Annotated in this window: 22 protein-coding genes and 2 other RNA genes; 21 read left to right on the top strand and 3 right to left on the bottom strand. The window is 38.0% G+C overall.

The genetic code is table 11. From position 1 onward, the window contains the following. Genes def through rpe form a run of 8 tightly spaced genes read left to right on the top strand, consistent with a single transcriptional unit; the run spans position 1 to position 7,452 of the window. The gene (def, locus tag QU661_RS04485; RefSeq protein ID WP_304989086.1) at positions 1-522 is read left to right on the top strand and encodes a peptide deformylase; all 522 of its coding nucleotides are present in this window, start codon (positions 1-3) and stop codon (positions 520-522) included. Beyond that, the gene (fmt, locus tag QU661_RS04480) at positions 523-1,452 is read left to right on the top strand and encodes a methionyl-tRNA formyltransferase (RefSeq protein ID WP_304989085.1); all 930 of its coding nucleotides are present in this window, start codon (positions 523-525) and stop codon (positions 1,450-1,452) included. 25 nt (positions 1,453-1,477) lie between these two features. Beyond that, complete coding sequence (locus tag QU661_RS04475; RefSeq protein ID WP_304989084.1) at positions 1,478-2,179, top strand: zinc metallopeptidase; 702 nt, start codon at positions 1,478-1,480, stop codon at positions 2,177-2,179. Then, complete coding sequence (gene rsmB, locus QU661_RS04470) at positions 2,179-3,462, top strand: 16S rRNA (cytosine(967)-C(5))-methyltransferase RsmB (RefSeq protein WP_304989083.1); 1,284 nt, start codon at positions 2,179-2,181, stop codon at positions 3,460-3,462. The genes QU661_RS04475 and rsmB overlap by 1 nt, the downstream gene beginning before the upstream one ends. A 23-nt stretch (positions 3,463-3,485) precedes the next feature. Then, the gene (locus tag QU661_RS04465) at positions 3,486-4,232 is read left to right on the top strand and encodes a Stp1/IreP family PP2C-type Ser/Thr phosphatase (RefSeq protein WP_304989082.1); all 747 of its coding nucleotides are present in this window, start codon (positions 3,486-3,488) and stop codon (positions 4,230-4,232) included. Then, positions 4,222-5,943, top strand: a complete 1,722-nt coding sequence (gene pknB / locus QU661_RS04460) for a Stk1 family PASTA domain-containing Ser/Thr kinase (protein ID WP_304989081.1) — start codon at positions 4,222-4,224, stop codon at positions 5,941-5,943. Before QU661_RS04465 ends, pknB begins: the two co-directional genes overlap by 11 nt. Position 5,944: 1 nt before the next feature. Continuing rightward, positions 5,945-6,811, top strand: a complete 867-nt coding sequence (gene rsgA / locus QU661_RS04455) for a ribosome small subunit-dependent GTPase A (protein WP_304989080.1) — start codon at positions 5,945-5,947, stop codon at positions 6,809-6,811. Next, entirely contained in the window at positions 6,799-7,452 is a 654-nt protein-coding gene (gene rpe / locus QU661_RS04450; RefSeq protein WP_304989079.1) for a ribulose-phosphate 3-epimerase, read from the top strand. Before rsgA ends, rpe begins: the two co-directional genes overlap by 13 nt. Positions 7,453-7,505: 53 nt before the next feature. On the opposite strand, the gene QU661_RS04445 is transcribed toward rpe, so the two are convergent. The 3 genes from QU661_RS04445 to pepF are packed head-to-tail and all read right to left on the bottom strand — an operon-like array spanning position 7,506 to position 11,051. Beyond that, positions 7,506-8,399 (bottom strand): RluA family pseudouridine synthase, encoded by an 894-nt coding sequence (locus QU661_RS04445; protein ID WP_304989078.1) that lies wholly within the window; start codon positions 8,397-8,399, stop codon positions 7,506-7,508. An 18-nt stretch (positions 8,400-8,417) separates the two neighbouring features. Continuing rightward, positions 8,418-9,224 carry an NAD(+)/NADH kinase gene (locus tag QU661_RS04440; protein ID WP_304989077.1) on the bottom strand — a complete coding sequence of 269 codons (807 nt, stop codon included), beginning with the start codon at positions 9,222-9,224 and terminating at the stop codon, positions 8,418-8,420. Between the two features lie 24 nt (positions 9,225-9,248). Continuing rightward, on the bottom strand, positions 9,249-11,051 hold the full coding sequence (pepF, locus tag QU661_RS04435) for an oligoendopeptidase F (RefSeq protein ID WP_304989076.1): 1,803 nt from the start codon (positions 11,049-11,051) through the stop codon (positions 9,249-9,251). Between the two features lie 68 nt (positions 11,052-11,119). Here pepF and QU661_RS04430 point away from each other — a divergent pair, with 68 nt between their 5' ends. The 13 genes from QU661_RS04430 (at position 11,120) to QU661_RS04370 (ending at position 26,390) form a co-directional block, all read left to right on the top strand. Continuing rightward, complete coding sequence (locus QU661_RS04430) at positions 11,120-11,641, top strand: hypothetical protein (protein WP_304989075.1); 522 nt, start codon at positions 11,120-11,122, stop codon at positions 11,639-11,641. 9 nt (positions 11,642-11,650) lie between these two features. After that, a complete protein-coding gene (locus QU661_RS04425; protein WP_304989074.1) occupies positions 11,651-12,931 on the top strand; it encodes a M16 family metallopeptidase in 1,281 nt (426 codons plus the stop codon). A 51-nt stretch (positions 12,932-12,982) separates the two neighbouring features. Further along, on the top strand, positions 12,983-13,417 hold the full coding sequence (gene dut, locus QU661_RS04420) for a dUTP diphosphatase (protein WP_304989073.1): 435 nt from the start codon (positions 12,983-12,985) through the stop codon (positions 13,415-13,417). Further along, positions 13,418-14,437, top strand: coding sequence for a deoxyguanosinetriphosphate triphosphohydrolase (locus tag QU661_RS04415; protein WP_304989072.1), 1,020 nt, complete (start codon positions 13,418-13,420; stop codon positions 14,435-14,437). It begins immediately after the preceding gene. A 25-nt stretch (positions 14,438-14,462) separates the two neighbouring features. After that, on the top strand, positions 14,463-16,220 hold the full coding sequence (dnaG, locus tag QU661_RS04410) for a DNA primase (protein WP_304989071.1): 1,758 nt from the start codon (positions 14,463-14,465) through the stop codon (positions 16,218-16,220). 3 nt (positions 16,221-16,223) lie between these two features. Then, positions 16,224-17,378, top strand: a complete 1,155-nt coding sequence (rpoD, locus tag QU661_RS04405) for an RNA polymerase sigma factor RpoD (RefSeq protein WP_304989070.1) — start codon at positions 16,224-16,226, stop codon at positions 17,376-17,378. A 2-nt stretch (positions 17,379-17,380) separates the two neighbouring features. Next, positions 17,381-18,109, top strand: a complete 729-nt coding sequence (locus QU661_RS04400) for a tRNA (adenine(22)-N(1))-methyltransferase (protein WP_304989069.1) — start codon at positions 17,381-17,383, stop codon at positions 18,107-18,109. Then, the gene (locus tag QU661_RS04395; RefSeq protein WP_304989068.1) at positions 18,110-19,174 is read left to right on the top strand and encodes a YkvI family membrane protein; all 1,065 of its coding nucleotides are present in this window, start codon (positions 18,110-18,112) and stop codon (positions 19,172-19,174) included. 57 nt (positions 19,175-19,231) lie between these two features. Next, an RNA gene (gene rnpB, locus QU661_RS04390) (RNase P RNA component class A) lies at positions 19,232-19,578 on the top strand. 57 nt (positions 19,579-19,635) lie between these two features. Then, complete coding sequence (locus QU661_RS04385) at positions 19,636-23,949, top strand: 2-hydroxyacyl-CoA dehydratase (RefSeq protein ID WP_304989067.1); 4,314 nt, start codon at positions 19,636-19,638, stop codon at positions 23,947-23,949. Between the two features lie 60 nt (positions 23,950-24,009). After that, positions 24,010-24,735 (top strand): YebC/PmpR family DNA-binding transcriptional regulator, encoded by a 726-nt coding sequence (locus QU661_RS04380; protein WP_304989066.1) that lies wholly within the window; start codon positions 24,010-24,012, stop codon positions 24,733-24,735. Between the two features lie 85 nt (positions 24,736-24,820). Next, a non-coding RNA gene (gene ssrS, locus QU661_RS04375) (6S RNA) lies at positions 24,821-25,012 on the top strand. Between the two features lie 154 nt (positions 25,013-25,166). After that, positions 25,167-26,390, top strand: a complete 1,224-nt coding sequence (locus QU661_RS04370) for a P1 family peptidase (RefSeq protein ID WP_304989065.1) — start codon at positions 25,167-25,169, stop codon at positions 26,388-26,390. The last annotated feature ends 3 nt before the right edge of the window (positions 26,391-26,393 follow it).

Here is a 26,393-nt window from a genome sequence, read left to right as displayed (position 1 = left end):
ATGGCGCTAAGGAAAATAGTAATTAGAGGTGATGAGATTCTCACAAAGCATTGTAAGCCTGTTTCAAAGATTACAGATAGGATTAAAGTTTTATGTAATGATATGCTCGAGACTATGAGAGATGCAGATGGTGTTGGACTTGCAGCGCCTCAGGTAGGTGTTATGAAAAGGATTTTCGTTTGCCGGCCAGAGCTTGAAAATTTTGATCAAGAATATGTGATGATTAATCCTGAAATAATAGAAACAGATGGTGAACAGGAATCAGCGGAAGGTTGTTTAAGTGTACCAGGTTATATTGGAATGATTAAGAGACCAGAACGAGTTAGGGTTAAAGCTATGAATTTGTATGGCGAAATTAAAGAATACGAATTTTCTGGATTTGCAGCAACCTGTATAATGCACGAGAACGACCATTTAAATGGAATTGTATATACAGATATTGCGGAAGATCTATACACCACAGAAGAATACAACGAAATGATGGCGGAAAGAGCAGCAGAGAATGCAGAGGAAGAGAATTAAATGCGGATTATATACATGGGAACTCCTGACTTTGCAGTACCTGCATTAAATAGCATAATAGATGCTGGTCATGTTGTAGAAATGGTTGTAACGCAGCCTGATAGACGAGGAAATAGAGGAAAAGTGGTTTTTTCACCCGTCAAGGAATGTGCGACTCAGCATGGAATTAAGGTTTCACAGCCTAATAATATCAAAGACGAACCAGAATTTATTGAGACGCTTAAAGCATTAAGACCGGATATGATTGTAGTTGCAGCTTTTGGACAGATACTTCCGCAGGCTGTATTAGATATACCTGCTCACGGCTGTATTAATATCCATGGTTCTATTCTCCCTGAGTACAGAGGTGCCGCGCCAATGCAATATGCCATCCTAGATGGGAAAAAAGAGACTGGTGTTACTATTATGCAGATGGGACGTGGGCTTGATACAGGTGATATCATTAGTGTAGCTGAGGTAGAGGTAGGTAGGAAAGATATAATTGCTCTATCTGAGGAGCTTGCTGAGACTGGAGCTAAATTGGTTGTAAAAACTATCGATCTGATAGCTAGCGGTCAAGCAACTTACACAAAACAAGATGACTCAGCTTCATCATACGCTCACATGATTCGCAAAGAAGATGGATATACTGATTTCAATTCGTCAGCTACTGAAATCGATAATAAAGTACGTGCTTTTAAAATTTGGCCAGGTACATTTACCAATATTGGTGACAAAGTTCTGAAGATTTTTGACGTTTTGCCAATTGATGATGTTGATGAATGTGCTGAAGTGGGGACGATTACTAGTGTCGAAAAAGATAAATTTACTGTAAAGTGTGCTAATGGAACCCTTGAAATCAGAGAAGTTCAATTACAGGGGAAGAAGAGGATGAGCGTTTCAGACTTCATTAGAGGAAACAAATTAGAGGTTGGGATGCGTCTTAAATAGGTAATTATATTGGAGGTATTGAGATATGTTTGGTGGATATTATTCGTCTATGATTGTGTTAATTCCAGCAATGATTTTTACGATGATTGTACAGGCTCGTATAAAACGTGCCTTTTCAACGTATATTGATATTGAAAATAGTAAAAGAATTTCGGGCTTTGAGGCTGCTCGTAGTATGCTTGATGCTAACGGACTTCAGCAGGTTTCAATCAATGTTTTAAATGGAGATGCGCTTACTAATTATTATGATCCAAGAACTAATACAGTTAATCTTAGTTCAGAAATATATAATCAAGATTCCGTTGCATCCGTTTGTATAGCTTGCCATGAAGTTGGTCATGCAATACAACATGCTACTAATTATGCTCCAGTAAAGATGAGGAACGCTCTTGTACCTGTAACTAACTTCGCTCAAAATGCATCATGGCCTTTAATTTTATTAGGAATTATCCTGTCATCTACAACGCAGTATGGAACTATGTTCTTCAATATAGGAATCTTTTGTTTTGTAGCTGTTGTTCTATTCCATCTTGTTACACTTCCTGTTGAATTAAATGCAAGTAGTAGAGCGCTACAGCAGATGAAAGCATTAAATCTAGTTGATGATTCGGATTATGCTGGAAGCAGGAGAGTTCTAAGTGCTGCGGCAATGACATATGTTGCTGCATTAGCGACTGCAGCGGCAGCACTAATCAGGGTTCTTCTTATAAGGGGAAATAGAGACTGATGAATAGTGACTGGTATGCTGTATACGTTGCACTTCGTAATGTATATTGCGATAATTCATACTCAAATCTTGCGATTAACGAAGCACTTAAGGAATACAAAGTATCCTCGCAGGGCTTCGTTCGTGTTATGTCTAAGGGTGTAATACGCGATACAATTCTTTTAGATTACAATATTGATAGATTGGCAAAGAATGGTATTAAGGGAATTAAGAAAAAACACTTAATTATTTTACGCATGGGTATGTACGCAATGGCAAAAATGGATTCAGTTCCTGCATATGCTGCGGTTAATGAAGCTGTTTCTCTTGCTGAAAAAATTTCGCCAACAATAAAAGGGTTTATCAACGGTATGCTTAGAGCTTTTGAAAGGGAAGGTTCAATTATATTAGTTCCTGACACCGATGATGAGCTAAGGTTATTATCATACAGATATTCCTTCCCATATCATCTTGTCAGATTTATTTTTAAACAATATGGCAAAGAGGCAATTGAGGGAATTATCAAGGGGTTATATGATATACCTGAACTTAATATAAGAGTGAACTCATTTACTAGCAATCGCGATGATTTAAAAAAATATCTAGTTGATAGAGGAATAACGGTTAGGGATAATCCCCTTGCTCGTAATGGAATTATCATAGAAAATGGTTCAGTAGTTAATATTCCAGAGTTTAAAAGCGGTATGTTTACTGTTCAGAGTACTTCTTCGCTCAGAAGTGTGGAAGTACTTAATCCAAAACCTGGTGATAATGTACTCGATATGTGTGCCGCTCCTGGTGGAAAGAGCACCGCCATGGCTGAAATGATGAATGATACGGGATTTATTTTGGCCTGCGATATTCATGATCATCGTGTGAGGCTTATTAAAGAACTTTCAAAGCGACTCGGTCTTTCGTCCATTAAGACAAAGGTAATGGATGCAACTCTGTATAATGAGAGTTTATGTGAACGGTTTGATAAGGTGCTTGCCGATGTTCCGTGCTCAGGGCTCGGAATTATAGCAGGAAAACCTGAGCTTAAACTGCATGTTGATCTTAATGAGCTTCCGAGTTTATATGAAATTCAGTACAGCATTTTGAAAAATGCTTTTTATTATTTAAAAACTGGAGGGGAACTATTATATTCCACTTGTACAATAAACAAGCGAGAAAATGAACATATAGTTTCTAGGCTCTGTGACTCCTTTGAAAATTCAAGTATTGTTGAATACAATTCAATTTTACCGTATAATAAACAAGTAGGATTTTACTATTGTAAAATAAAAAAATGTAGTAATTTATAATTTACTCAGGTGGTAAGACTTTAATGAGAGTAGGATATTTAACTGATAAGGGCATGAAGCGCCCTAAGAATGAAGATGCTGTAAAAGTATTAAAGGATAGCAGATTTTTCATGCTGGCAGACGGTGTTGGTGGAAATAAGTCAGGGGAGATAGCAAGCACTGCGGCAGTAGATTTCTTAGCTGATTACGTGTATAACAACCCAATAGAACTTGTAGAGGGAAGTGAAGCAATTTTTCTATACTTCGAAAATGCTGTTAACTTCGTAAACGAAAGCATTCTACAGCTTTCCAATACTAAACCAGAATACGTGGGTATGGCAACCACGCTTGTATTCGCGTACGTTGATCACAAGATTCTCTATGTCGGTAACGTCGGAGATAGCAGGGTGTACTTTATTCATAAAGATGAAGTACATCAGATTACTGATGACCATACCTATGTAAATGATTTAGTTAAGATGGGTGCTATCACTAGAAGTGAGGCTGATCATCATTATAAAAAGAATGTAATAACCAGAGCTATTGGTGGAAATGCATATAATAATCCAGACTGTTTCAACATATACATGGAGCCTAGCGATAGAGTTCTAATATGCAGTGATGGGCTTTATGAGGAAGTATCAGATGATGAAATTCTTGAAATTTTTAATGAAAGTTCTGATATGCAAGATTGTGCTGAACGTATGGTTGAAAAAGCAAACCTAAACGGTGGAAACGATAACGTTTCAGTAATTTGTATTGATATGTTGGAGGAATCAAATGAGCAGTAGACTTCTATCTGGCCGTTACGAGCTCCTTGAGAAAATCGGTGATGGCGGCATGGCAGTCGTTTACAAGGGTAAGGACAGACTGTTAAATAGATTCATAGCTATCAAGATTCTCAGACCAGAGTTCACAAAAGACGCTTCATTTGTTGAGAATTTTAAAAGAGAATCACAAGCTGCGGCTGGACTTTCTCATCCTAATATCGTGAGTGTTTACGATGTAGGTAAAGAAGGAAATATAAACTACATAGTAATGGAGTTAGTTGAAGGTCGTAATTTAAGTACGATTATAGCCGAAGATGCGCCGCTAGATTATCGAACTGTTATCGATTTAACTAAGCAAGTTGCATCTGCGTTAAGAATAGCACACAAAAATAAAATTATTCATAGAGACGTAAAACCGCATAATATCATGGTTACGTCTGATGGAGTTGCAAAACTTGCTGACTTTGGTATTGCGAAGGCTGTTAATGATGCAACGCTTTCAACTAATAGTAAGGTAATAGGCTCCGTCCACTACTTCTCGCCAGAGCAGGCTAGAGGTAACTATGTGGATGAGAGATCTGATATATACTCATTAGGTATAGTAATGTACGAGATGCTTACAGGAAGAGTTCCTTTTGACGGAGATAATCCTGTTTCTATTGCACTTAAACATATAAATGAAGAAATTGTACCACCACACGAGTATGTAGACGGTATTCCACCTGCACTTGAGAGAGCTGTTTTAAAAGCTACTAATAAGTTTCAGACTAATAGATTCAACAGTGCAGATGAACTTATTGAGGAGCTTGACAACATTGAGTTTGTAACTAAAGTTGTTGGAAATTCGATTTTTGCAGAAGCATCTAACGAGGTTGCGCGTAAGCGATCTGATAATGAGGACGATGATAACGACGATATAGTTTCTGAGAATTCAAAAAAGAAGAAGAAAAAGAAAAAATCTAATTCTTCTAGCCGCAAGAAAAAACTTATCAAATTTGGAATTGCAGGAGCTCTTGTACTATTTCTTGTTTTGGGTGTTGCATTTGCAACAGGTGTTTTCTCGAGTAAGGCTAAGGTTCCTGATATGTCAGATATGACGTATAAGGAAGCGAAAAAAACGGCTGAAAAAAGTGGATTTAAGATTAAAAAGGGAAAGAGTGTATATTCATCAGAAATTTCTGAAGGACATGTTGTAGAACAGAATCCTTCTGGCGGAGAAGAGGCTAAGAAAGGTTCAACGATAACACTTCACATAAGCAAGGGATCCAAGGAAGGGACCGTACCTAACGTCGTTGGACAGGACTATAAGAAAGTTGAAAAGAAACTAAAAAAGGCAGGCTACAAACTTGGAATAGTTAAGTCCGAAACTTCAAACAAGCCAGAGGGAACAATTCTAACTCAAGATCCTGCAGCTGGAACAAATGCTGATAAGGGCACAAAAATTAACATTACAATCAGTGATGGAAAAGGAAAAGAAAAGGGAACTGTACCTTCTGTAACCGGAAAGTCACTTGAGGAAGCAAAATCAGCTATCACAAATGCTGGATTTAAAGTAGGAAATATTTCTTACGATGAAAGTAATGTTTATGGTAATGGCTACGTAATGTGGCAGCAGTATGCTGCTAATACATCACTCGAAAAGGGTGAAACCATTGATATTGAGGTAAGTAAGGGAGCACCTTCATCAGGAAGCTCTTCTGACAGCTCAAATAACAGTGGAACAAGGTTGTAATATGCTAGGAAGAGTCGTTAAAGGAATTGGCGGTTTCTACTATGTAGATGATGGAACACATGTTTACATGGGCAATGCTCGTAAAAACCTCAAAAGAGGTAAATCTATTATTTATGTAGGTGATGTCGTTGAGTTTGACCTAAGACATGAAGATGGCGACTGTATCATAACAAAGGTGCGTGAAAGGAAGAACTTTCTTTCGCGCCCACCTGTTTCTAACCTCGATAAACTAGTAGTTGTATTTGCAGCGGCATCACCAAATCCCAATAGAATTATTATCGATAAATTTACAGCTGCTACGCTATATAACAATATTGACGTCATTATATGTATTACGAAGCCTGATCTTGTATCAGAGAGCGATTTACAAGAACTAGTTTCTACTTATAAAAAGCCCTTTCCGGTGGTTACTGTCAATGGTAAAAATAGTGATGGTATCGATGAGTTATATAATCTAATAAAGGGATATAATGTCGCCCTTGCAGGGCCATCTGGTGTTGGCAAATCAACAATTATGAATCATCTTACAGGTAGAAGCGATATTGAAACAGGAGATATTAGTAGTAAGACCTCTAGAGGTCGACATACAACGAGGCATGTAGAGATTTTTAGCATAGACAAGGATACTCATTTTTATGATACACCTGGCTTCACATCGTTGGATTTTCCTAAGCTTGACAAGTATAATGTGAAGCATTATTTTCCTGAAGTATCAGGATATAAAGGATATTGCAAATATCTTGATTGCATTCATGTCGATGAGCCTGGGTGTGCAGTAAAAAAGGCTTTGGCTGAAGGACAAATTAGCAAAAGTAGATATGAATCGTATCTTGCGATTTTGGAAGAGGTAAAAAAATGGCAAAGATAGCACCTTCGATTTTGGCAGCAGATTTTGCAAAGCTAGGTTCAGAAGTCGTTGATATTTGTAACGGTGGATGTGACTATATACACGTTGATGTTATGGATGGGGCATTCGTACCCAACATCAGCTTTGGAAGTGCGGTTATGAAAAGTCTTAATGCTTATGCTACTGTTCCATATGATGTTCACTTGATGATTGAGAATCCAGACCAATATCTTGAAGATTTTGTGACAGAGAATACAGAATATATTACTGTTCATTATGAGGCATGCCCTCATATTTGTAGGACAGTATCACACATTAAGGAACAGGGGGTAAAAGCAGGGGTATCGATAAATCCAGGTACGCCGGTATCTTGTCTTGAGGCTGTACTTCCATTTGTCGATATGGTCCTCGTGATGTCTGTGAATCCAGGTTTTGGTGGACAGAAATTCATTCCTGAAACTGCCGATAAAATTGCAGAACTGAACAAGCTGAGAAATACAAAAGGGTATGGCTTCGAAATTGAGGTTGATGGTGGTGTTTCTGATGAGAATGCAAAACTTCTTACTTCAAATGGAGCAGATATTCTTGTGGCTGGTTCTGCAGTTTTCAAACATGAAGACAGAGCTGAAGCTATAATGAAAATCAAACAGGTTGATGCATAAAATTTATAGAGAAATTATGCTAAAACTTCAAATTGAAGCTGATGCCTAGCATTCTACTTGCGTAGAATGGCTAGGCATTTTTTCATATCGTTTGGTAGTGGAGCTTCAATCTCAAGTTTCTCTCCTGTCATAGGATGATTTACAATCATTTTTGCAGCATGCAAAGCCTGTCTATCAATTAGTGCTGGAGCGTCGCCCTCGTATAGATGATCACCAGTAATTGGATGACCTATATGAGTGAGATGAACTCTTATTTGATGCGTTCTGCCAGTATGTAATGTTACTTCAACTAAAGTGTTGTTATAAAATCTCTCGAGGACTTTAACATCTGTTATTGCATCTTTACCGCCTTCGGAAAGCACTTTTCTCTGAATTGACTCCTCGTTAGGTCTTCCGATAGGTTTATCTATTGTAAATTCATCATCTCTGATAACTCCATTTACTATAGCCATATACTGCTTGTGTACTAAATTTTCACGCATCTGCAGAGAAATATCATTTTGTGAATTTGCGTTCTTTGCAACGATTACTATTCCAGAAGTGTCCATATCGATTCTATTAGCGAAACGAATCTTGTATTTTTGTCCATTATTCAACATATATTTCATAAGACCATTGGCAATAGTGTGAAAGGGATGGCCTTTGGTTGGATGAACTATTAATCCTGGCTGCTTATTTATAAACATAAGATCATCATCTTCATATAGCACATCTATAGGAATATCTTCAGCTGGAAAATTGCTAGTTTCTTCTGGAAGTCTTATTGATATCTCATCGCCTACTTCTGGTATAATAAATCCAGGAGTAGGCGTGCCGTTAAGATCTACAAGTTTCTGGAATTTCATCTTAGTCTTAAACCGTGATGAGAATTTAAAATTTGCTTTTATAATCTGATTGATGCTCAAACCGATATCTGAATCAGTAACTGTATGATTATATTTTCCCATTAATTCCTCAAATTTATTCTATAAAAGCTTGTTAGTAAGCTTGTTCCAGTAATCGTAACCAGGCAGTCTTAAAAGGTGAATTTCGTCTTCTGCCTGCATTACGTCAATTTTAGATACATTGATAAATTCCCGAGTAAGTCCATCGTATGCCAATAAAAGCTTGTCTCCAACGGTGCTCTTACGAGTTACTAGTCTAACTTTTTTTGACGCAGGGTAGAGAATACTCGACCTAAAGCATCTATAAGCGCTAGTGTTCATAGGTGCCATCGGAGTTAGCTGTAGAGCATCTAACTCGGGCGCAACGAGAGATCCTCCGAGCGAGTAGTTATATGCAGTAGAACCGACAGGTGTAGATACGAGAATTCCATCGCCGATAAACTCTTGAATTGGAGTATCGTCCATAATTATCGAAAGATGAGCCAGTTTTGTATACATCCCCATAACGAGTATTTCGTTAATTCCCGTTATCTCATGAATGCCATCGCGGTCTGTGATGAGGGCACGTATTGGATGGATTCTTTCAACTGTATAATTCCCATCATTATAATGATTAACGAACATTTCTAGCTCGGAAGGAATTAGTTCTTGGAAGAACCCCAGATGTCCTGTGTTTATTCCAATTATGGGTGTCTGTGGAAGTCTGCATTCGTGTACACAGTTTAGAAAAGTGCCATCTCCTCCGATGCATGCTATTAAATCAACGTCTTCATCGTAAGTGTTAACAATCTCGAATCCTCTGCCGTTCAAAACGCTAACTAATGCACTTGCTGTATCCTTTGACAGGCCCGTATCGTTGCTATAGATGAATACTTTGGTTGGTTTCATAGTATTTCCTCATGTATAAATACATTATATCATCTGATCTAGTTCATCGACTAGATTGCCAAAAATAGATAGTGCTGAGAGAACTGGCTGTTCTGTGCTCATATCTACTCCAGCGATTTTAAGTAATTCTATTGGATAGTCAGATTCTCCGGTAGCTAGGAATTTTAAATAATCATTTCGTTCAGCTTCTCCGCCGATTAATATTCTATTTGCAATAGCATTTGCAGCAGAGTATCCCGTAGCATACTGATATACGTAGTAAGCACGGTAGAAGTGAGGAATTCTAGACCATTCATACTGGATAAAATCATCATGTTCAATTGCTGTTCCATGATAAACTGTGTTTAGCTTATCGTATTCCTCGTTTAAAAGCTGCGCGGTGAGCGAACCGCCATTTTCGACAGTTTCGTGGGCAATTTTTTCAAATTCAGCAAACATTGTCTGCCTAAATAGGGTCGATTTAAACTCATCAATGTAGAAATTTATTAGATATTTTTTCATATCGTGTGATTCTGCATTGTTGAGAAGGTGATGAATCAATAGGGTTTCATTAACAGTGCTAGCAACCTCTGCAGTAAATATAGAGTGTCCTCCGTAAATAAATGGCTGTGTGCGTCTAGTATAGTAAGAATGCATTGAATGACCGGCTTCGTGGACGAGTGTAAACACGTCACGCAGTTCACCACTAAAATTCATCAAAATATAAGGGTTGCTATCGTAGGAACCAAAGCTATATGCTCCAGATGTTTTACCTTTATTTTCGTATATATCAACCCATCTATCTTCAGATAGTCCCTTTCGTAAAGTTTGAACATATTCATCGCCTAAAGGAGCTAATGCTTTGCAGGCGATATCAACAGCCTCTTCATAGCTACATTCTAATCCTTTTGGTTTTACGATAGGGCGGTAAACGTCATACATTTTAAGTTCATCAAGTCCAAGAGCACGCTTTCTAATCTCCATATACTTATGCATTGATGATAGGTTCTTATGTACAGCATTTATAAGATTGTCATAAACTGAAAGTGGAATGCGTTCACCAGACAACTCACTATCGAGTGTGGATTTGTATCTACGAAGTTTGGACATGATTGTGTCATGCTTTACATTGTAGTTGTACATTACAGAAATTGAGTTGTTAAACTCCTTATATCTTCGGTACATTGCTTCAAAAGCATTCTTTCTTACCTCGCGATTTTCCGACTCCATGAACTGGATATAATTGCCATGAGTGAGCTCCAGCTCTATCCCGTCTTCATTAGTAACTTTGCCGAAAGAAAGATCCGCATCGTTAAACATGGTAAATATTTCGTCTGGAGCGCTGGCAGATTCATTAAGCTGAGCAATGATACGTTCTTCATCAGAAGAGAGAACGTGAGGCTTACTAAGCATGATTGAATCGAGCATGAACGAAAATTCATTTAAAGCAGGTAATTCTTGGATAAATCCTTTTATTGCATCTTTATCAGCTTCCAGTAGCTCTGGTGTAAAGAATGAGACATTAGCTGAAATTTGAGCGAGTGTAGAGAGTGACTTGTTGTTCATATCTGTATATTTTGTATTCGTATTATCTTCATCATGACGCATTCTTGAATACACAAAAGCATTCTCAGCTTTGCGCATCGTATCAGCGTATAAGCGTAGTGCATTAAGAAGATTTTTAGCTGAATCTGTAAGCTGACCTTTAAGCGAAGCAAACTCTTCACTCTCCTTAAGTGCAGTGGACAAATCCTCTTCCCATTTGGCTTCATCTGGATACATCGCCTCTAAATTCCATTTATCCTTGTCCGCTATCTCGGAACGTTTTTTTAACTCGTATTTATTCATTTAACTAGCTCCTTATGCTATAATTGACAATGTATTATTATAGCATAAATTGATTTAAAGGTGAATTAATGAATAAAGATGAACTCTATCAAATCCTTGATATTGTTGCGCCAGAGGAGTTTGAGTATTACGAAAATCTGGCGGCACTTCTAGAAGCCGATGAGATAATAGACGCTCAGCTTATCCTAGAACTAATAAAAAAGCTCGATATAGAATCTTTAGTAGATATGTTTGATTCGTATTTTGAAGAGTGGAATAAGTCAATCCCTGATGATTTGGCAGAGCTTTACGTGACTGTCGATACTGCAAAACGCAGCATTATGGGACATTTTAATGAAGATATGACTGATGAAGATTATTCATCTCTGGCTAACGCTATATATGATTTTAGACGATGGTACGTTACTACACCTCATGTGGTAGATAATGATACCGGTGAAGAACTAAACGTGAGAGATGCCAGGTATAATCTTAGTGCATCTAGATATACAGGAGAAATCTGTAATTATAATTTTAATGAAGCTTATAAGTATGAAGGAGACTCGTACTCCATGAGGCTGTCAGATATTATAGAAGCTGAATATAACTAAGGGGGATATATGCTAGAGGTTATAACGCTTGATTCAGGAATAAGACTAGTTTTAAATTCTATGGATTCAGTGAGATCCTTATCGATAGGTATATGGTGCAATAATGGTTCGGTAAATGAAAATGATGATGAACAGGGGATTTCACACTTTATTGAACATATGCTATTTAAAGGAACTAAGAACAGGGATCACTTTCAAATAGTTAATGAGATAGATAAACTTGGCGGTCAGATGAATGCATTTACTAGCAAAGAGTGTACATGCTTCTATGTAAAGTGCCTTGATGAGCATTTTTATGCGACGGCTGAGGTTCTTACAGATATGATTTGTAATCCTACTTTCCCAGCGGATGAGCTTGAAAAGGAAAAGGGAGTAGTTATTGAAGAGATTAATATGAATTCCGATGATCCTGATGATGTTGCATTCGATATTCTCGAGGACAATGTGTACCATGGCATGGGAATGGCTCATCCTGTTCTTGGAACTAAAGATACAGTTTCATCATTTACACACGATAAACTAGATGAATATTACTTTGACCATTATACGAGAGATGAAATTATAGTTTCGATTGCAGGTTCGTTTGATAGAAATGAGGTAATCGAGTACTTTGAAGAAAAGTTCTATAATCTCAAAGAACATAGGGAATGCGCTACCGATAAAAATGTCTCTGCTACTGCTGCCGGTGGATATATTGAAGTAACTAAGGATATTGAGCAAGCCCATATTGCAATGGGTATCAGGCTTTTTCCAGCGGAAGACCCAAGAAGATATCCTATGATGCTACTTTGCAACCTTCTTGGAGGAGGTATGTCTTCGAGATTGATGCAGAATGTTCGCGTCAAGAAAGGGCTTGCTTACTCTGTATACTCTATGACTGGATTTTATAGTCATACAGGACTTTTCGTTATATGTGCCGGTGTTGCCAAGGATAAGGTAGATGAGGCTTTAGGGGCAATCAAAGAAGAGCTGGATAGACTTAAAGGGAATGACATCAGCACTGAGGAATTCCAAAGCTCAAAGGAGCAGCTAAAATCAAGCTTTATATTTGGACAAGAGAGTGTTCAGAATCTAATGATAAATAACGCAAGAAATCTTCTCACTTACGGAAGGTGCATTACTCCTTCTGAAATTCTAAATATGATAGATGATATCACCTTAGACGACATAAATGATGTAAAAAAAGAAATTTGTGACTATAACAATTTCAATATAATAAATGTTACAGGTAATATTTATCGGTACAGTCATGATCAAAACGAGTTTCATAACTGTTCAAAACAGATTTAAATCGTTAATATTCAAGGCTCTGCCTTTAATTAGCTGAAAGGATATATGCAAATGGAGTTAAAATTCATCTCAGAAAGCGGCATTTTACCGACATACGCAACTGATGGAGCATCAGGATTGGACCTTCGTGCATTCATTGATGAACCAATCACTTTGGCACCGATGGAGAGAAGACTTATTCCTACGGGGCTTTTCGTTCAAATTCCAGAAGGTTATGAAGGTCAGATTAGGGCAAGGTCTGGACTTGCAATCAAACATGGAATTGGACTAGTTAATAGTATCGGAACAATCGACTCAGATTATCGTGGTGAGCTTAAAATTCCGATGATTAATTTTGGAAACGAGTCTTTTACAATTAGTAATGGTGATCGTGTAGCACAGCTCGTAATTGCAGCTTATGAGAGAGTTGAACCTATAATTGTTTCCAAATTAGATGATACAGATCGAGGTGAAGGTGGCTTTGGACATACAGGAGTTAAGGGATAGATGATATTAAGAGAGGATCTTGAGCGTCGAGAATATGAATTTCTTGATGAGAGGGCTTCAAAGGCTAGAGATTCTTTGGGTCGTGATAAATATGAGGAAAAGTGTGGATTTCGTACGGACTATCAGCGTGATAGAGACAGAATTATACACTCAAAAGCTTTCCGTAGGCTGATGCACAAAACGCAAGTTTTTCTTGCACCAGAAGGTGACCATTACAGAACCAGATTGACTCACACACTTGAAGTATCCCAAGTTGCCCGTACAATTGCAAAAACACTTAATTATAATGAAAATCTGACAGAGGCAATTGCACTCGGGCATGATCTCGGACATACACCATTTGGTCATAATGGGGAGGATGTTCTTAACAGAATCCACGAAGGTGGATTTAGACATAATGAGCAGAGTCTAAGAATTGTAGAACGTCTTGAATGCACGTCCAAAAGAGTTGGTCTTAACCTTACAAAAGAAGTTAGAGACGGTATCCTTAACCATAGGGGCGAAGGTGTTCCTATAACCCTTGAGGGCCAGATTGTAAAGATAAGTGATCGCATCGCCTACATCAACCATGATATTGATGATGCAATAAGGAGTAATGTCATAACGATTGACGTGCTTCCACCTGAAGATCTTGATGTTCTGGGACATTCTCACAGCGAGAGGATAAACAATTTAATTGCCGATCTAGTGACATTTAGTGATGGAAAAGACAAGATTAGCTTAAGTCCTGATTTTAATAAAGCACTTCTTCATTTACGAAAATACATGTTCGAACATGTTTATTGTAGTGAGCTCGTAAAACGTGAAGAAGATATGAATAAAGTAGAAGTAGTTATTACTGCACTTTATGATTATTTTATTAAACATCCTGATAAAATGCCTGAACTATACAGAGGAGTTGCTTTAGAGGACGGAAATGCAACTGCAGTAAAAGATTATGTCTCAGGTATGACGGACAGATATGCAATTTCGCTTTACTCTGATTTATTTGTTCCACGTGGATGGACTGATTTTAAGTAAATGAATTTTTTAGTGGGAGGGTTACATGGCGATTGGCAATAGCTTTATCGACGAGATAAAGTCAAAAGTTAATATTGTGGATGTCATTGGTCGTGAAGTTCCTCTCAAACAAAGTGGTAGTAATTTCAAGGGACTTTGCCCATTTCACAATGAAAAGACCCCGTCGTTTATGGTTAATGAACAAAAACAGATATTTAATTGCTTCGGTTGCGGTGAAAAAGGTGATGTAATTCACTTTGTGCAGCGTTTTAATAATATGGAGTTCATGGAGGCTTGTGAAAAGCTAGCTGAAGAATATAATATCGAGATACCAAAGTACGGAACACGAAGGAAAGAGGATTTGTCTCGCTATTATGAGATAAACTCTGTAGCAGCAAGATTTTTCTTTGATAACCTCACTAGATGTGCTAACCCCGGATATACATATATTCGCAAAAGGGGTATTAGCGATGAAACTATTAAGCACTTTGGGCTCGGATATTCTCCTAATTCTTGGAACAGTTTGTATAAATATCTACAGAGTAAAGGCGTTTCAGATGATGATATGCTTAAGCTTGGACTTGTAACACAAGGGAAAAAAGGCGTTTATGATAAATTCCGCGGAAGGCTAATGTTTCCAATTTTCAATACTCGGGGAAAAGTAATAGGTTTTGGAGGAAGAGCTCTTGGTGACGAGATGCCTAAGTATCTCAATTCACCTGAGAGTGAAGTTTTTCTCAAGAAGAATAATTTATATGCTCTAAACTTTACTAAAAAAAATGTAAGCGACGAGAATCAAGTTATTATGGTTGAAGGGTACATGGATGCAATCTCTCTGTATCAGAATGGTATCTGCAATGTGGTTGCTTCGCTCGGTACAGCACTGACGGAAAATCAATGTCAGCTTATTACTAGGTATACGAAGAATGTTGTGTTATCATATGATTCTGATTCTGCAGGGATAAAAGCAGCGCTTCGGGGAATCGATGTAATGCGCAGTTCTCATGCAAATGTAAGGATTTTACAGGTGACTGGTGGAAAAGACCCGGATGAATTTGTAAAGAAATATGGTAAACAAGAGTTTTTAAAGCTTGTTAATGGCGCGGCTCCAGCTACAGATTTTACGCTAGAAATGACTAAAAAAAAGTACAACCTTAGCGATAACCTTGAGATTATAGAGTATATAAGGAGTTGTGTTCCAATACTAAAGAAACTTGGAGCTGTAGAACAGGATTTATATGTAAAGAAACTTGCTTCAGAATTTGATATATCAGAACATTCTATACTAACAGAAATAGCGTCAGACGAAAGCAGACATAGTTCTCCGTACCCTGAAAATTCACGCAAAGCGCGAGAATTTAAGAATGATAGATATGGAAATGATGAGAGGCTTGAGGTTTCTTTGCTCTATATATTAACGAGAGATACAAGATATCTTGATAATTTTAAAGAAGATGATATAGAGTTTAGAACTGTGCTTGGAAGAGAGCTTTACAATATTGCAAGTAAGTTGATTTCGCGTAACGGGATGGCCGAAATAAATATTGATGACATATATAAGGAACTCGACACAGAAGATGAAAAGGCTCTTAAAGATATATTATCAAATATAAGAATTGGTGCGGATGAAAGTTCATACTACAGAGAATGTTATGTTAAATATGTGCAGATGCATTACGGAGAAAAAATAATAGAGCTACAAAATGCGATTGCAGTCGCTGAGAAGCTGGGTAATGAAGAAGAAATTTCACGTCTTGCTATGCAGTTACAGGATATTGAAGAGAAGAGGAGAAAGGTTAGGTAAATTATGCCAAAGAAAGAAGCAACCGAAACAACGGCAAGTGAGCGCGTTGAACAGGCTGTAGAAGAGATAATGAGAATCTCTGAAAACACAGGTAATGAAATTACGCTAGCTGAGATTGGAGAACATCTATCTAGGATCAAACTAAATAAAGATCAGATAGATGAAGTCTATGATTTAGTCGAGAAAAATGGCATCAGCATAGTGGATACAAGGGAACCTAATGGAAATGAATTAGAAGATGTTGAAGATGATGATGTAGATGTCGACGATGGTCTAGTTCTTAAGACAAATGGTGAAATTGATGTGGATGCAACTGTTCCAAAGTCACTACCTACTGATGATGCAGTTCGAATGTATCTCAAGGAGATTGGTAAAGTACCTCTACTTACAGGGGCTGAGGAGCGTGAACTTGCAATTCGTATGGAACAAGGAGATGAAGAAGCTAAGAAGAAGCTTTGTGAATCAAACCTAAGACTAGTAGTAAGCATCGCAAAAAGATACTTGAACAGAGGACTCAGTTTTCTCGACCTTATTCAGGAAGGTAACCTCGGACTAATTAAGGCTGTCGATAAATTTGATTACACAAAAGGGTATAAGTTCTCGACCTATGCTACTTGGTGGATAAGACAGGCTATTACACGTTCAATCGCTGACCAGGCTAGAACTATTAGAATTCCTGTTCATATGGTTGAAACTATCAATAAATTAATCAGGATTTCTAGACAGTTGCTTCAGGAGCTTGGGCGTGAACCTACTTCTGAAGAAATCGCTAAAGAGATGGGAATTACAGTTGAAAAGGTTAGAGAAATAAAGAAAATCTCTCAGGATCCAGTTTCGCTTGAGACACCAATTGGCGAAGAGGAAGACAGCCATCTTGGTGACTTTATCCCTGACGATGATGTACCTGCACCAGTTGAAGCAGCTGCATACTCAATGCTTAAGGAACAACTGATGGAGGTTCTTGACACGCTATCTGATAGAGAAAAGAAAGTTCTTATGCTTAGATTTGGTCTAGAAGATGGAAGACCTCGTACTCTTGAAGAGGTTGGTAAGGAATTTAACGTTACAAGAGAACGAATTAGACAGATAGAAGCGAAGGCTCTCAGAAAGCTTCGTCATCCTAGCAGAAGCAAGAAGCTTAGAGATTATCTGGAGTAAATATGAAGATTAGTGACAGAATAAAAGCAATATGCGATGCTGTTACATCTGGAGAAACTATTGCGGACATAGGCACAGATCATGCCTATGTCCCATTAATTCTATATAAAAATAATGTTTCTCCACATGTGATTATGTGCGATATTAGTGCTGACTCTCTATCAAAAGCCAAAAAAAGTTTTACCGATGCCGAAATTGATATGCCTGAATCATCGTTTAGAGTGGGTGATGGGATTGATGTAATCGAAAAAGGGGAAGTCGATGCCCTTATCATTGCTGGACTTGGCGGGGTGACTATTGTAGATATTCTTTCGAATGATATCGATAAATTGCAGAGCTTTAAAAAGCTAATTTTACAGCCTCGTAATAATAGTGGTTCATTAAGAAGTTTCTTATATAGATATGGGTTCGATATTACCGATAACAAGCTCGTAAAAGAGGGTAAATTTTCATGTGAAGTTATTGTAGCTGTTAGAACATCAAATATTAACAGCGAAAATGGTTCAAGCTCTGCAAGGGAGCTACCTTATAAAGATACTGATATAAGATGGCGATATCCAGAGGGCATTATAAACAATGATGCATCAGTGGTTAGTAAAAGACTTGGTCATGCTATAGAGAATCACAAAAGGGAAATTGAAAACCTTAGACGCGCTAAACACGACCAAAGTGATAGAATAGCTATGCTTAAAAAGGAGCTTAATTATCTGTACACATTACTAGGAGAATAAATGGATAAAAAATTAAATTTCCTTACTGTAGCGACGATGTACATAGGCGTCATAATGGGTGCTGGTTTCGCTTCAGGAAGAGAATGCTGGCAGTTTTTTGGTATATTTGGCGATAATGGATACAAGGGGATTCTGATAACAGGTATAGGTTTCCTAGTTGTATCTGTGATGATAAGCTACATAGCTATTTCCACACATACAATTCAATTAGGTGCGCTTATATCACCTGTTGAGTCAAAATTAATTTATAAACTCATTGAGAATATACTTGCAATTATATATTATACAATGTTAATCGCTATGGCTTCAGCAGGTGGCTCGCTTTTAAATCAGATTTTGGGATTACCCCAATGGGTCGGAGGTGCTATTATTACTGCTCTAACACTACACACCGTTTTGGGAAGCTTCTCTCGTATGTCGAGCATTTTCAAAAAGTTTGTACCAGTTTTATTTAGCATTTGTATTTTAGCAATAATAATAGTACTGCTTACACAGAACAGAGTGAGTGAAAGTAATTTATTGACAAGTCATAGCCCATGTATTTCATGGCAAAGATCATCGATGCTTTTTCTCTCATATAACTGTATGGGTATGATGACTGTCGCTGGATCATGTGCAGTTTCTGCTAGGAGTACCAAGCATGCGATTAGTGGAGCAATAATGGGAGTAATTCTATTAACTGTTATTACATTGATGCTTCTAACTGTTCTGCTTATAAACCCTGGATTTTCAAGTAAATTAAGCCTTCCAATGGTTGGATGGTCAGAAGCTATTAACACAAAGTTCGGACTTCTTTATGCGTTTGTTTTAATGGGTGCTATATATCAGACTGCAACTAGTACTTATTATGGATTCAGTATCACAATAAATAATACACCTATGAAGAAAACAATCCTTTCAATTGGAGCGATAGTTGCTTTTATTGCTGGATTAACGGATTTTAAAAAAATAGTAGCGATATTGTATCCAACACAAGGATATATTGGGTGTATCATTTTAATTTTAGTGGCAGTAAACTTTATTAAAATAATTAATATTAATTTAAAAAATTTTAATTGTGGATAAAAATGTATCCAATATATATTTTGCACAATGCATTTGTGGTATCATTATATCCTGAAATGGGTAAACTGGATGATCGCGTGATGTAACAATCACGAGGAAAGTCCGGGCTCCATAGGGCGAGGATGCCAGATAACGTCTGGCGTAGGTAACTATAGGGAAAGTGCAACAGAAACATTCCGCCGAAACGGATAATGCCGTGGTAAGGTTGAAATGGTGAGGTAAGAGCTCACCGGCATCATGGAGACATGGTGGCCGTGTAAACCCCATCCGGAGCAAGACTAAGATAGGCATAAAATGCGGCGGCCCGTCGCAGCCGGTAGGTAAGTCGCTTGAAGCAGCTAGCGATAGCTGTTCTAGATGGATGATCATCGTATACAGAACCCGGCTTATAGTTTGCCCATTTTAATTTAGGGATATGAGTGAAAGGACCTCGATATCTCTATCGAGGTTTAGGTGACCATATGAGATTAGGTATTGATGTTGGATCTACGACGGTAAAACTTATCGTTTTAGATGATTCAAATAGTATTGTGTATTCTAGATATGAACGTCATATGTCGAATGTTTTCGACAAAGTTGCTGAGCTTATTACTGATATGACGAAGGAGCTTGGCGATATTGAAGCTAATGCAGTTATCACCGGTTCAGGTGGTATGGCATTAGCACAGATTTTGGGAATAAAATTTGAACAGGAAGTAATTGCATGTAGCAAAGCCATCGAAACAATAATTCCTAAGACAGACGTAGCTATTGAGCTTGGTGGAGAGGATGCTAAGATTACTTTCTTCGAGTCAACTATTGAGCAGAGAATGAATGGTGCATGTGCAGGTGGAACCGGTGCATTTATTGACCAAATGGCCGTACTTCTTCATACTGACGCACAGGGCCTCAATGAAGCTGCGAAAGAGCATACGATGATTTATCCGATTGCATCAAGGTGCGGAGTATTTGCAAAAACTGATATTCAGCCGCTTATTAATGATGGTGCAAAAACCTCGGATATCGCAGCCTCAATTTTTCAGGCAGTTGTAAACCAGATGATCAGCGGACTAGCATGTGGTCATCCGATTAGAGGGCATGTTGCATTTCTTGGCGGTCCTCTTCAGTATTTATCTGAACTTAGAAAAAGATTTGTTGAGACTCTTGGACTTAGCGAGGATGAGGTTATTTTTCCTGAAAATGCAAAATACTTCGTTGCCATTGGAGCAGCCATTCTTGCTGAAAAAGAAACCAAGCAGGTAGAACTCAGCAAGTTAATTGACTTAGTGAAAAAAGCAGATCCCGCTTCCGCTGGTGGAACGGTTTATCTCGATCCATTATTTAGGAATAAAGAAGAACTTGCAGAGTTTAGAGCTCGACATGCCAAAGCTAAAGTAAGAAGAGCTGATATATCAGAACAATCTGGCCCGTTGTTCCTTGGAATCGATGCTGGATCAACTACAACTAAAGCGGTACTTATCAATAAGGATAAGGAGCTCGTTTTCGAGTACTATCAGAGCAATGAAGGTGATCCGCTTAACGTTGTTCGTAACATCATGACAGAGATTTACGATAAGATGCCCGAAAGTGCTTTTATCGGGAAATCCGTTGTTACTGGTTACGGAGAAGGTTTGATAAAAGCAGCTTATAGGCTTGATAGTGGTGAGATTGAGACTATGGCTCACTATAAAGCAGCTGAAGAATTTCTTCCAGGCGTTACATTTATCCTCGATATCGGTGGACAGGATATGAAATGCATGAAGATTAAAGACGGCGCCATCAATAACATTATGCTTAATGAGGCTTGCTCAGCTGGATGCGGATCATTTATCGAGACTTTTGCTAAGTCTGTAAACACAAGCGTTGAGGAGTTTGCTGAGGATGCACTTGAATCAAGGATGCCAGTAGACCTCGGTACTAGATGCACTGTATTCATGAATTCAAAAGTTAAGCAGGCACAGAAAGAAGGGGCTACAGTTGCTGATATTTCAGCTGGACTGTCTTATTCAGTTATTAAAAATGCGCTATACAAAGTTATGAAGCTCAGAAATCCTAGTGAGACAGGTGACAAGGTTGTAGTGCAGGGTGGTACGTTCTTAAATGAGGCTGTTTTAAGAAGTATTGAGCTTGTGTTAGGCAAGAATGTAGTAAGACCAGATGCTTCGGGACTCATGGGGGCCTATGGTGCAGCTATTATAGGATCAAATGAATATACGGATGGTGAAAAGTCGAACGTCCTAACTAAGGATGAACTAGACGGATTTTCAGTTGAAACTAGTAATGACAGATGTCAGAAATGTGGTAACCACTGTCTTCTGACGATTTCAACATTCTCTGACGGTAATAAGTATGTTTCAGGAAATCGATGTGAAAGAGGAGCTGGAGAGACAGTCGAGCCACATAATAACCCTGATTTATATAAAGAAAAACAAAAGCTATTATTCGGTAGAAGAAATTTAAAACAAGAAGAAGCAAAACGTGGAATAATAGGTATTCCTCGTGTACTTAATATGTATGAGGATTATCCTTTCTGGCATAGTTTCTTTACAACACTAGGATTTAGCATAGTGTTAAGTCCACAGAGTTCTAAGAAACTATATGAATCTGGGATGGATAGCATATCATCAGATACAGCTTGTTACCCTGCAAAGATTACACACGGTCATATAAAATGGCTCGTAAACAAGGGGGTAAAAAGAATATTTTATCCATGTGTTAACTTTGAGGTTATTGAGGATAAGACTTCTGCAAACCACTATAATTGTCCAATAGTGGCCACTTATCCTGAAGTTATAGATAAGAATATGGCGGATTTATTCTATGAGAATAATGTTGAGTTTTATCATCCATTCCTGCCATATGATAATGACGATAGAATGGTTGAAGAGCTGTATAAATTCTTCTCTGGAAAGAGAAAAATTGACGTTGATAGAGCAAATCACACTGATGCGATAAATCGATTTGAAAATGATACGAGAACTTACAGCCTGTTTGGATTAAATCTCTCTCGAACTGAACTTAGAGAAGCTATCAGAGCTGGTCGAAAAGCCTACAGAGAATTTAAGGAAAGTATGAATAAGCTTGGCGATGATGCACTTAAGTTCATGGAGGAGAATAATAAGAAAGGTATTATTCTTTCTGGTAGACCATATCACTTAGATCCTGAAATAAATCATGGAATTAACAACGTAATTAATCAGCAGGATATGGTTGTTCTCACAGAAGATTCAATTTCTAATAAGATTGACATTGCTCGTGATGTTAGAGTGCTTGATCAGTGGACATATCATTCGAGACTTTATAAAGCCGCTGTATTTGCCGGTCAGAGAGATGATCTTGAACTAGTTCAACTCAACTCATTTGGCTGCGGACTAGATGCCGTTACTACTGATGAAGTAGATGAGCTACTGGGTCAGAACAACAAACTACATACAGTTCTTAAGATTGACGAAGGATCGAATTTAGGTGCAGCAAAGATTAGAGTTAGATCATTAAAAGCTGCTCTTGATGAGAGAGATAAAACTGGAACTCACTCTGAAGGGCTAAATGAGCCATATAAGAGGGTGATATTTACACCAGAGATGAGAGAAGAATATACGCTACTCGTCCCTCAGATGTCTCCGCTTCACTTCCAGTACTTCACGCCAATTTTACGCGCAGCTGGCTACAAGGCAGAGCTATTACCGGAAGCAACTAAAAACTCCGAGGAAGAGGGACTAAGGTATATCAATAACGATGCATGCTATCCAACTATAGTTACATTAGGTCAGATTATTTCCGCTTTAAAATCTGGTAAATACGACCTAAATAAAGTTGGTGTATTCATGTCGCAAACTGGTGGTGGATGCAGAGCTAGTAATTACGTTGCTCTGCTGCGTAAGGCTCTCAAGGATCTCGGAATGGAGCAGGTCCCTGTAATATCTTTCAATACAGCTGGACTTGAAAAAAATCCAGGTTTTAAAATCACCCCTAAAATGGGATTAAGTCTTGTGTTTGCTGTTAACTATGGTGATTTGATTATGAAATGCTTATATCGCACAAGACCATATGAAAAGATTAAGGGTAGTGCAGAGAAAATTATGCACAAGTGGCATGATAGAATTGTTGAGAATGTTTTAAATTGTAAAGCAAGTACTTTTAAGAAAAATATCAGAATGATAGTTAAAGATTATGATACGCTTCCAATCTATGAAGATGTTAAAAAACCTAGAGTTGGTGTCGTAGGAGAGATATTAGTTAAGTACCATCCTAATGCAAACAATAACCTTGTCGAGATTATCGAAAAAGAGGGTGGAGAGGCTGTTGTACCTAGCTTTATTGATTTCTTTGAATATGGTATGCTAAATAAACAATTTAACTTCAAGAATCTTTCGGGTTCTCGCAAGGAGATGATCTTTAATAGTGCAGCATTAAAGGCTATTGAACACTATAGAGAGTATGTAAGAAAAGCTTGTAAAGCTAGTAAGAGGTTTGAACCAGATCACTATATAGAGGATACGGCGCTTAATGCCGAGAATATACTTTCTGTCGGTAATCAATGCGGTGAAGGATGGCTTTTAACCGGAGAAATGGTAGATTTAATCAATTCTGGGGTAAAAAATATTCTTTGCCTGCAGCCGTTCGCGTGCCTGCCAAATCATGTCACTGGCAAAGGAATGATTAAGGTTCTTCGTAGCTACGATGAAGACGTAAATATCGTAGCTATAGACTATGACCCTGGTGCAAGCCATGTAAATCAGTTAAATAGAATCAAGATGATGATGTCGACGGCTTTCAAAAATCTTGAAAAGAACTAGTCTGATATGCTATCATATAACGTCAAATTTATTAAAAAATAAATAAAAGGAGGTCCACCTGTGGGTAGACATGGTACAATTGCAGGTAGAAAATCTGCACAGGATGCAAGAAGAGCAGCGATGTTCACAAAGTATACAAGGCAGATTATTGTCGCAGCTAAGGATGGTGGTGACCCTGAGTTTAACTCATCACTTAGAGTTGCGATAGATAAGGCAAAAGCTATAGGCATGCCTAATGATAATATAAATAGAGCTATCAAAAAAGGAACTGGAGAGTTAGCGGGTGAATCGTATGAGGAGCTGCTGTTTGAAGGTTATGGTCCATCAGGAGTTGCTGTAATTGTCGAGGCTTTAACTGATAATAAAAATAGAACAGCTGCTTTTGTAAGATCTACATTTGATAAGAATGGTGGAAATCTAGGCACTCCGGGATGTGTATCTTATATGTTTTCTAGAAAGGGTGTTATATTTATCGAGAAGACTGATAGCCTTGATGAGGATACAGTGATGATGGAAGCACTTGAGGCAGGAGCTGAGGATATGATTGTTAATCATGATAACTTCGAGGTGAGAACAGAAGCTACTGATTATCACAATGTTCTCGAAGCACTCAAAGCTGCAGGATATGAAATTGCTGAGTCTGAAGTTGAATTTATACCATCAATGGAATCAAAGGTTGATGATGAGTCAGCTATCAAGGCACTTCATAAGCTAATTGATACGCTTGATGATAATGATGATGTACAGAGAGTGTCCTACAACTGCGACCTACCTGATATCGAATAAAATCAAAAACGGATAGTGCTTAAATCACTATTCGTTTTTAATTTCAAGTATTGAATTTAGTTTTAATGAGAATATAATTTAAATATAAGTTCTGGGATATGCGTTGTGTATCACTAATTGAACCTACACTTCTTGCACGGGATTCCTAGTTCGCTGCTAAGCGATATGCTAAGCTGGTATACCAGTAACTTAGAAATTACTGAATAGCGACAGGAAGTACCCACCTTATCAATCGATAGGGCGTCAATTAAGAGCATGACGGTATTTCGGATCTTTTCTTAAAAATGATAAGCCCCATCGCATGGTGAGGCTTTTATTTTGTTTAATTAAACTCTGTTACATGCTATAATATGTTGAATTGATACAAACTAAATAGTTAATGTTGTTTTGTCGTGTATGAAGGTAAGAATATAAGCGAAAGGTATCAGAGAATGGGCTTTAAGAGAATTGACGTAAGGGAAATTAATGGCTTTAAACTGGGCAATGCTGAAAATCAAAGTGCTGGCACTGGTTGTACTGTCATTATATCTGAGAAAGGTGCTGTAGCTGGAGTTGATGTAAAGGGTGGTGGTCCAGCCACTCGCGAGACAGACCTTCTAAAGTCAGAAAATACTGTTCAAGCTGTTAATGCAGTTGTTTTGAGCGGTGGAAGTGCTTTTGGTCTCGAGGCTGGTTCAGGTGTTATGAAATATCTCGAAGATAAAGGCATTGGCTTTAAAGTCGGTGAGCGCAATATTCCTATAGTTACACAAGCTTCGCTTTACGACTTGGATGTCGGTTCGAGTGATATTCGACCTGACTTAAATATGGGGATACAGGCATGCATGAATGCATACGAAGGAATTTTTGATCATGGTAATCATGGCGCAGGAACAGGAGCATCTGTAGGTAAATTTTATGGGATGGATAGAGCTATGAAATCCTCCCTTGGTACCTTTGCTTGTTCTGATGAAGTTCTTGAAGTTGGTGCAATAACTGCTGTTAATGCTTTTGGAGACGTATCTAACGGTAATAACAATATAATTGCAGGACTTTTGAGCAAAGATAAAGAATACATTAAAGGTTCTATTTCTGTAATTAAAAATCATGTTCATGGTGAAGCTGGTCCAGAGGCACCTGATATTCGTGATCCATTTAAAAATGATGAAATTGTTGTTACAAATGAATTTGACGATGATACAGTTAATAGTATTGCGACTGAAGAACTAACTATTAAGCGTGATGAGGGCGAACAGCAAAATTCAACGGACGTATATCCGGACAAAAGAGCAGATGAACACCATGACTCTTTGCATAACGCAAATAGTGTACACGATGAACCAGAGCATGAATCTATTCCTGTTGAAGAAATGGGATATGATGTTCCTTTCAATACGACATTATCATGCTTGATTACTAATGCAAAGCTGACTAAAACTCAAGCGAATAAGCTAGCTTCAATATTGCACGACGGTTATGCAAGAGCAATAAAGCCAGTTCACGGAACTCTTGACGGAGATGCAATTTTTGTAATGACAACGAATCAAGTAGAAGTTAATTTTGATGCTTTTGCAGCACTTGCCACCGATATTATTCAGTATAGTGTAATTGACGGTGCGCTCGCTGCAACTGATGCTTATGGACTTAAAGCATCACGTTCAGTTATTGGCAAATAAGCG

This window comes from Mogibacterium neglectum, assembly GCF_030644205.1.
GTDB lineage: Bacteria > Bacillota > Clostridia > Peptostreptococcales > Anaerovoracaceae > Mogibacterium > Mogibacterium neglectum.
Note: the sequence above shows the minus strand (reverse complement) of the source record. Positions and strands in the feature narration are given on the sequence as shown.

Excerpts from the sequence above, each read along its gene's own strand:
- def (WP_304989086.1), top strand. The coding sequence starts at position 1 with ATGGCGCTAAGGAAAATAGTAATTAGAGGTGATGAGATTCTCACAAAG.
- fmt (WP_304989085.1), top strand. The coding sequence starts at position 523 with ATGCGGATTATATACATGGGAACTCCTGACTTTGCAGTACCTGCATTA.
- QU661_RS04475 (WP_304989084.1), top strand. The coding sequence starts at position 1,478 with ATGTTTGGTGGATATTATTCGTCTATGATTGTGTTAATTCCAGCAATG.
- rsmB (WP_304989083.1), top strand. The coding sequence starts at position 2,179 with ATGAATAGTGACTGGTATGCTGTATACGTTGCACTTCGTAATGTATAT.
- QU661_RS04465 (WP_304989082.1), top strand. The coding sequence starts at position 3,486 with ATGAGAGTAGGATATTTAACTGATAAGGGCATGAAGCGCCCTAAGAAT.
- pknB (WP_304989081.1), top strand. The coding sequence starts at position 4,222 with ATGAGCAGTAGACTTCTATCTGGCCGTTACGAGCTCCTTGAGAAAATC.
- rsgA (WP_304989080.1), top strand. The coding sequence starts at position 5,945 with ATGCTAGGAAGAGTCGTTAAAGGAATTGGCGGTTTCTACTATGTAGAT.
- rpe (WP_304989079.1), top strand. The coding sequence starts at position 6,799 with ATGGCAAAGATAGCACCTTCGATTTTGGCAGCAGATTTTGCAAAGCTA.
- QU661_RS04445 (WP_304989078.1), bottom strand. The coding sequence starts at position 8,399 with ATGGGAAAATATAATCATACAGTTACTGATTCAGATATCGGTTTGAGC.
- QU661_RS04440 (WP_304989077.1), bottom strand. The coding sequence starts at position 9,224 with ATGAAACCAACCAAAGTATTCATCTATAGCAACGATACGGGCCTGTCA.
- pepF (WP_304989076.1), bottom strand. The coding sequence starts at position 11,051 with ATGAATAAATACGAGTTAAAAAAACGTTCCGAGATAGCGGACAAGGAT.
- QU661_RS04430 (WP_304989075.1), top strand. The coding sequence starts at position 11,120 with ATGAATAAAGATGAACTCTATCAAATCCTTGATATTGTTGCGCCAGAG.
- QU661_RS04425 (WP_304989074.1), top strand. The coding sequence starts at position 11,651 with ATGCTAGAGGTTATAACGCTTGATTCAGGAATAAGACTAGTTTTAAAT.
- dut (WP_304989073.1), top strand. The coding sequence starts at position 12,983 with ATGGAGTTAAAATTCATCTCAGAAAGCGGCATTTTACCGACATACGCA.
- QU661_RS04415 (WP_304989072.1), top strand. The coding sequence starts at position 13,418 with ATGATATTAAGAGAGGATCTTGAGCGTCGAGAATATGAATTTCTTGAT.
- dnaG (WP_304989071.1), top strand. The coding sequence starts at position 14,463 with ATGGCGATTGGCAATAGCTTTATCGACGAGATAAAGTCAAAAGTTAAT.
- rpoD (WP_304989070.1), top strand. The coding sequence starts at position 16,224 with ATGCCAAAGAAAGAAGCAACCGAAACAACGGCAAGTGAGCGCGTTGAA.
- QU661_RS04400 (WP_304989069.1), top strand. The coding sequence starts at position 17,381 with ATGAAGATTAGTGACAGAATAAAAGCAATATGCGATGCTGTTACATCT.
- QU661_RS04395 (WP_304989068.1), top strand. The coding sequence starts at position 18,110 with ATGGATAAAAAATTAAATTTCCTTACTGTAGCGACGATGTACATAGGC.
- QU661_RS04385 (WP_304989067.1), top strand. The coding sequence starts at position 19,636 with ATGAGATTAGGTATTGATGTTGGATCTACGACGGTAAAACTTATCGTT.
- QU661_RS04370 (WP_304989065.1), top strand. The coding sequence starts at position 25,167 with ATGGGCTTTAAGAGAATTGACGTAAGGGAAATTAATGGCTTTAAACTG.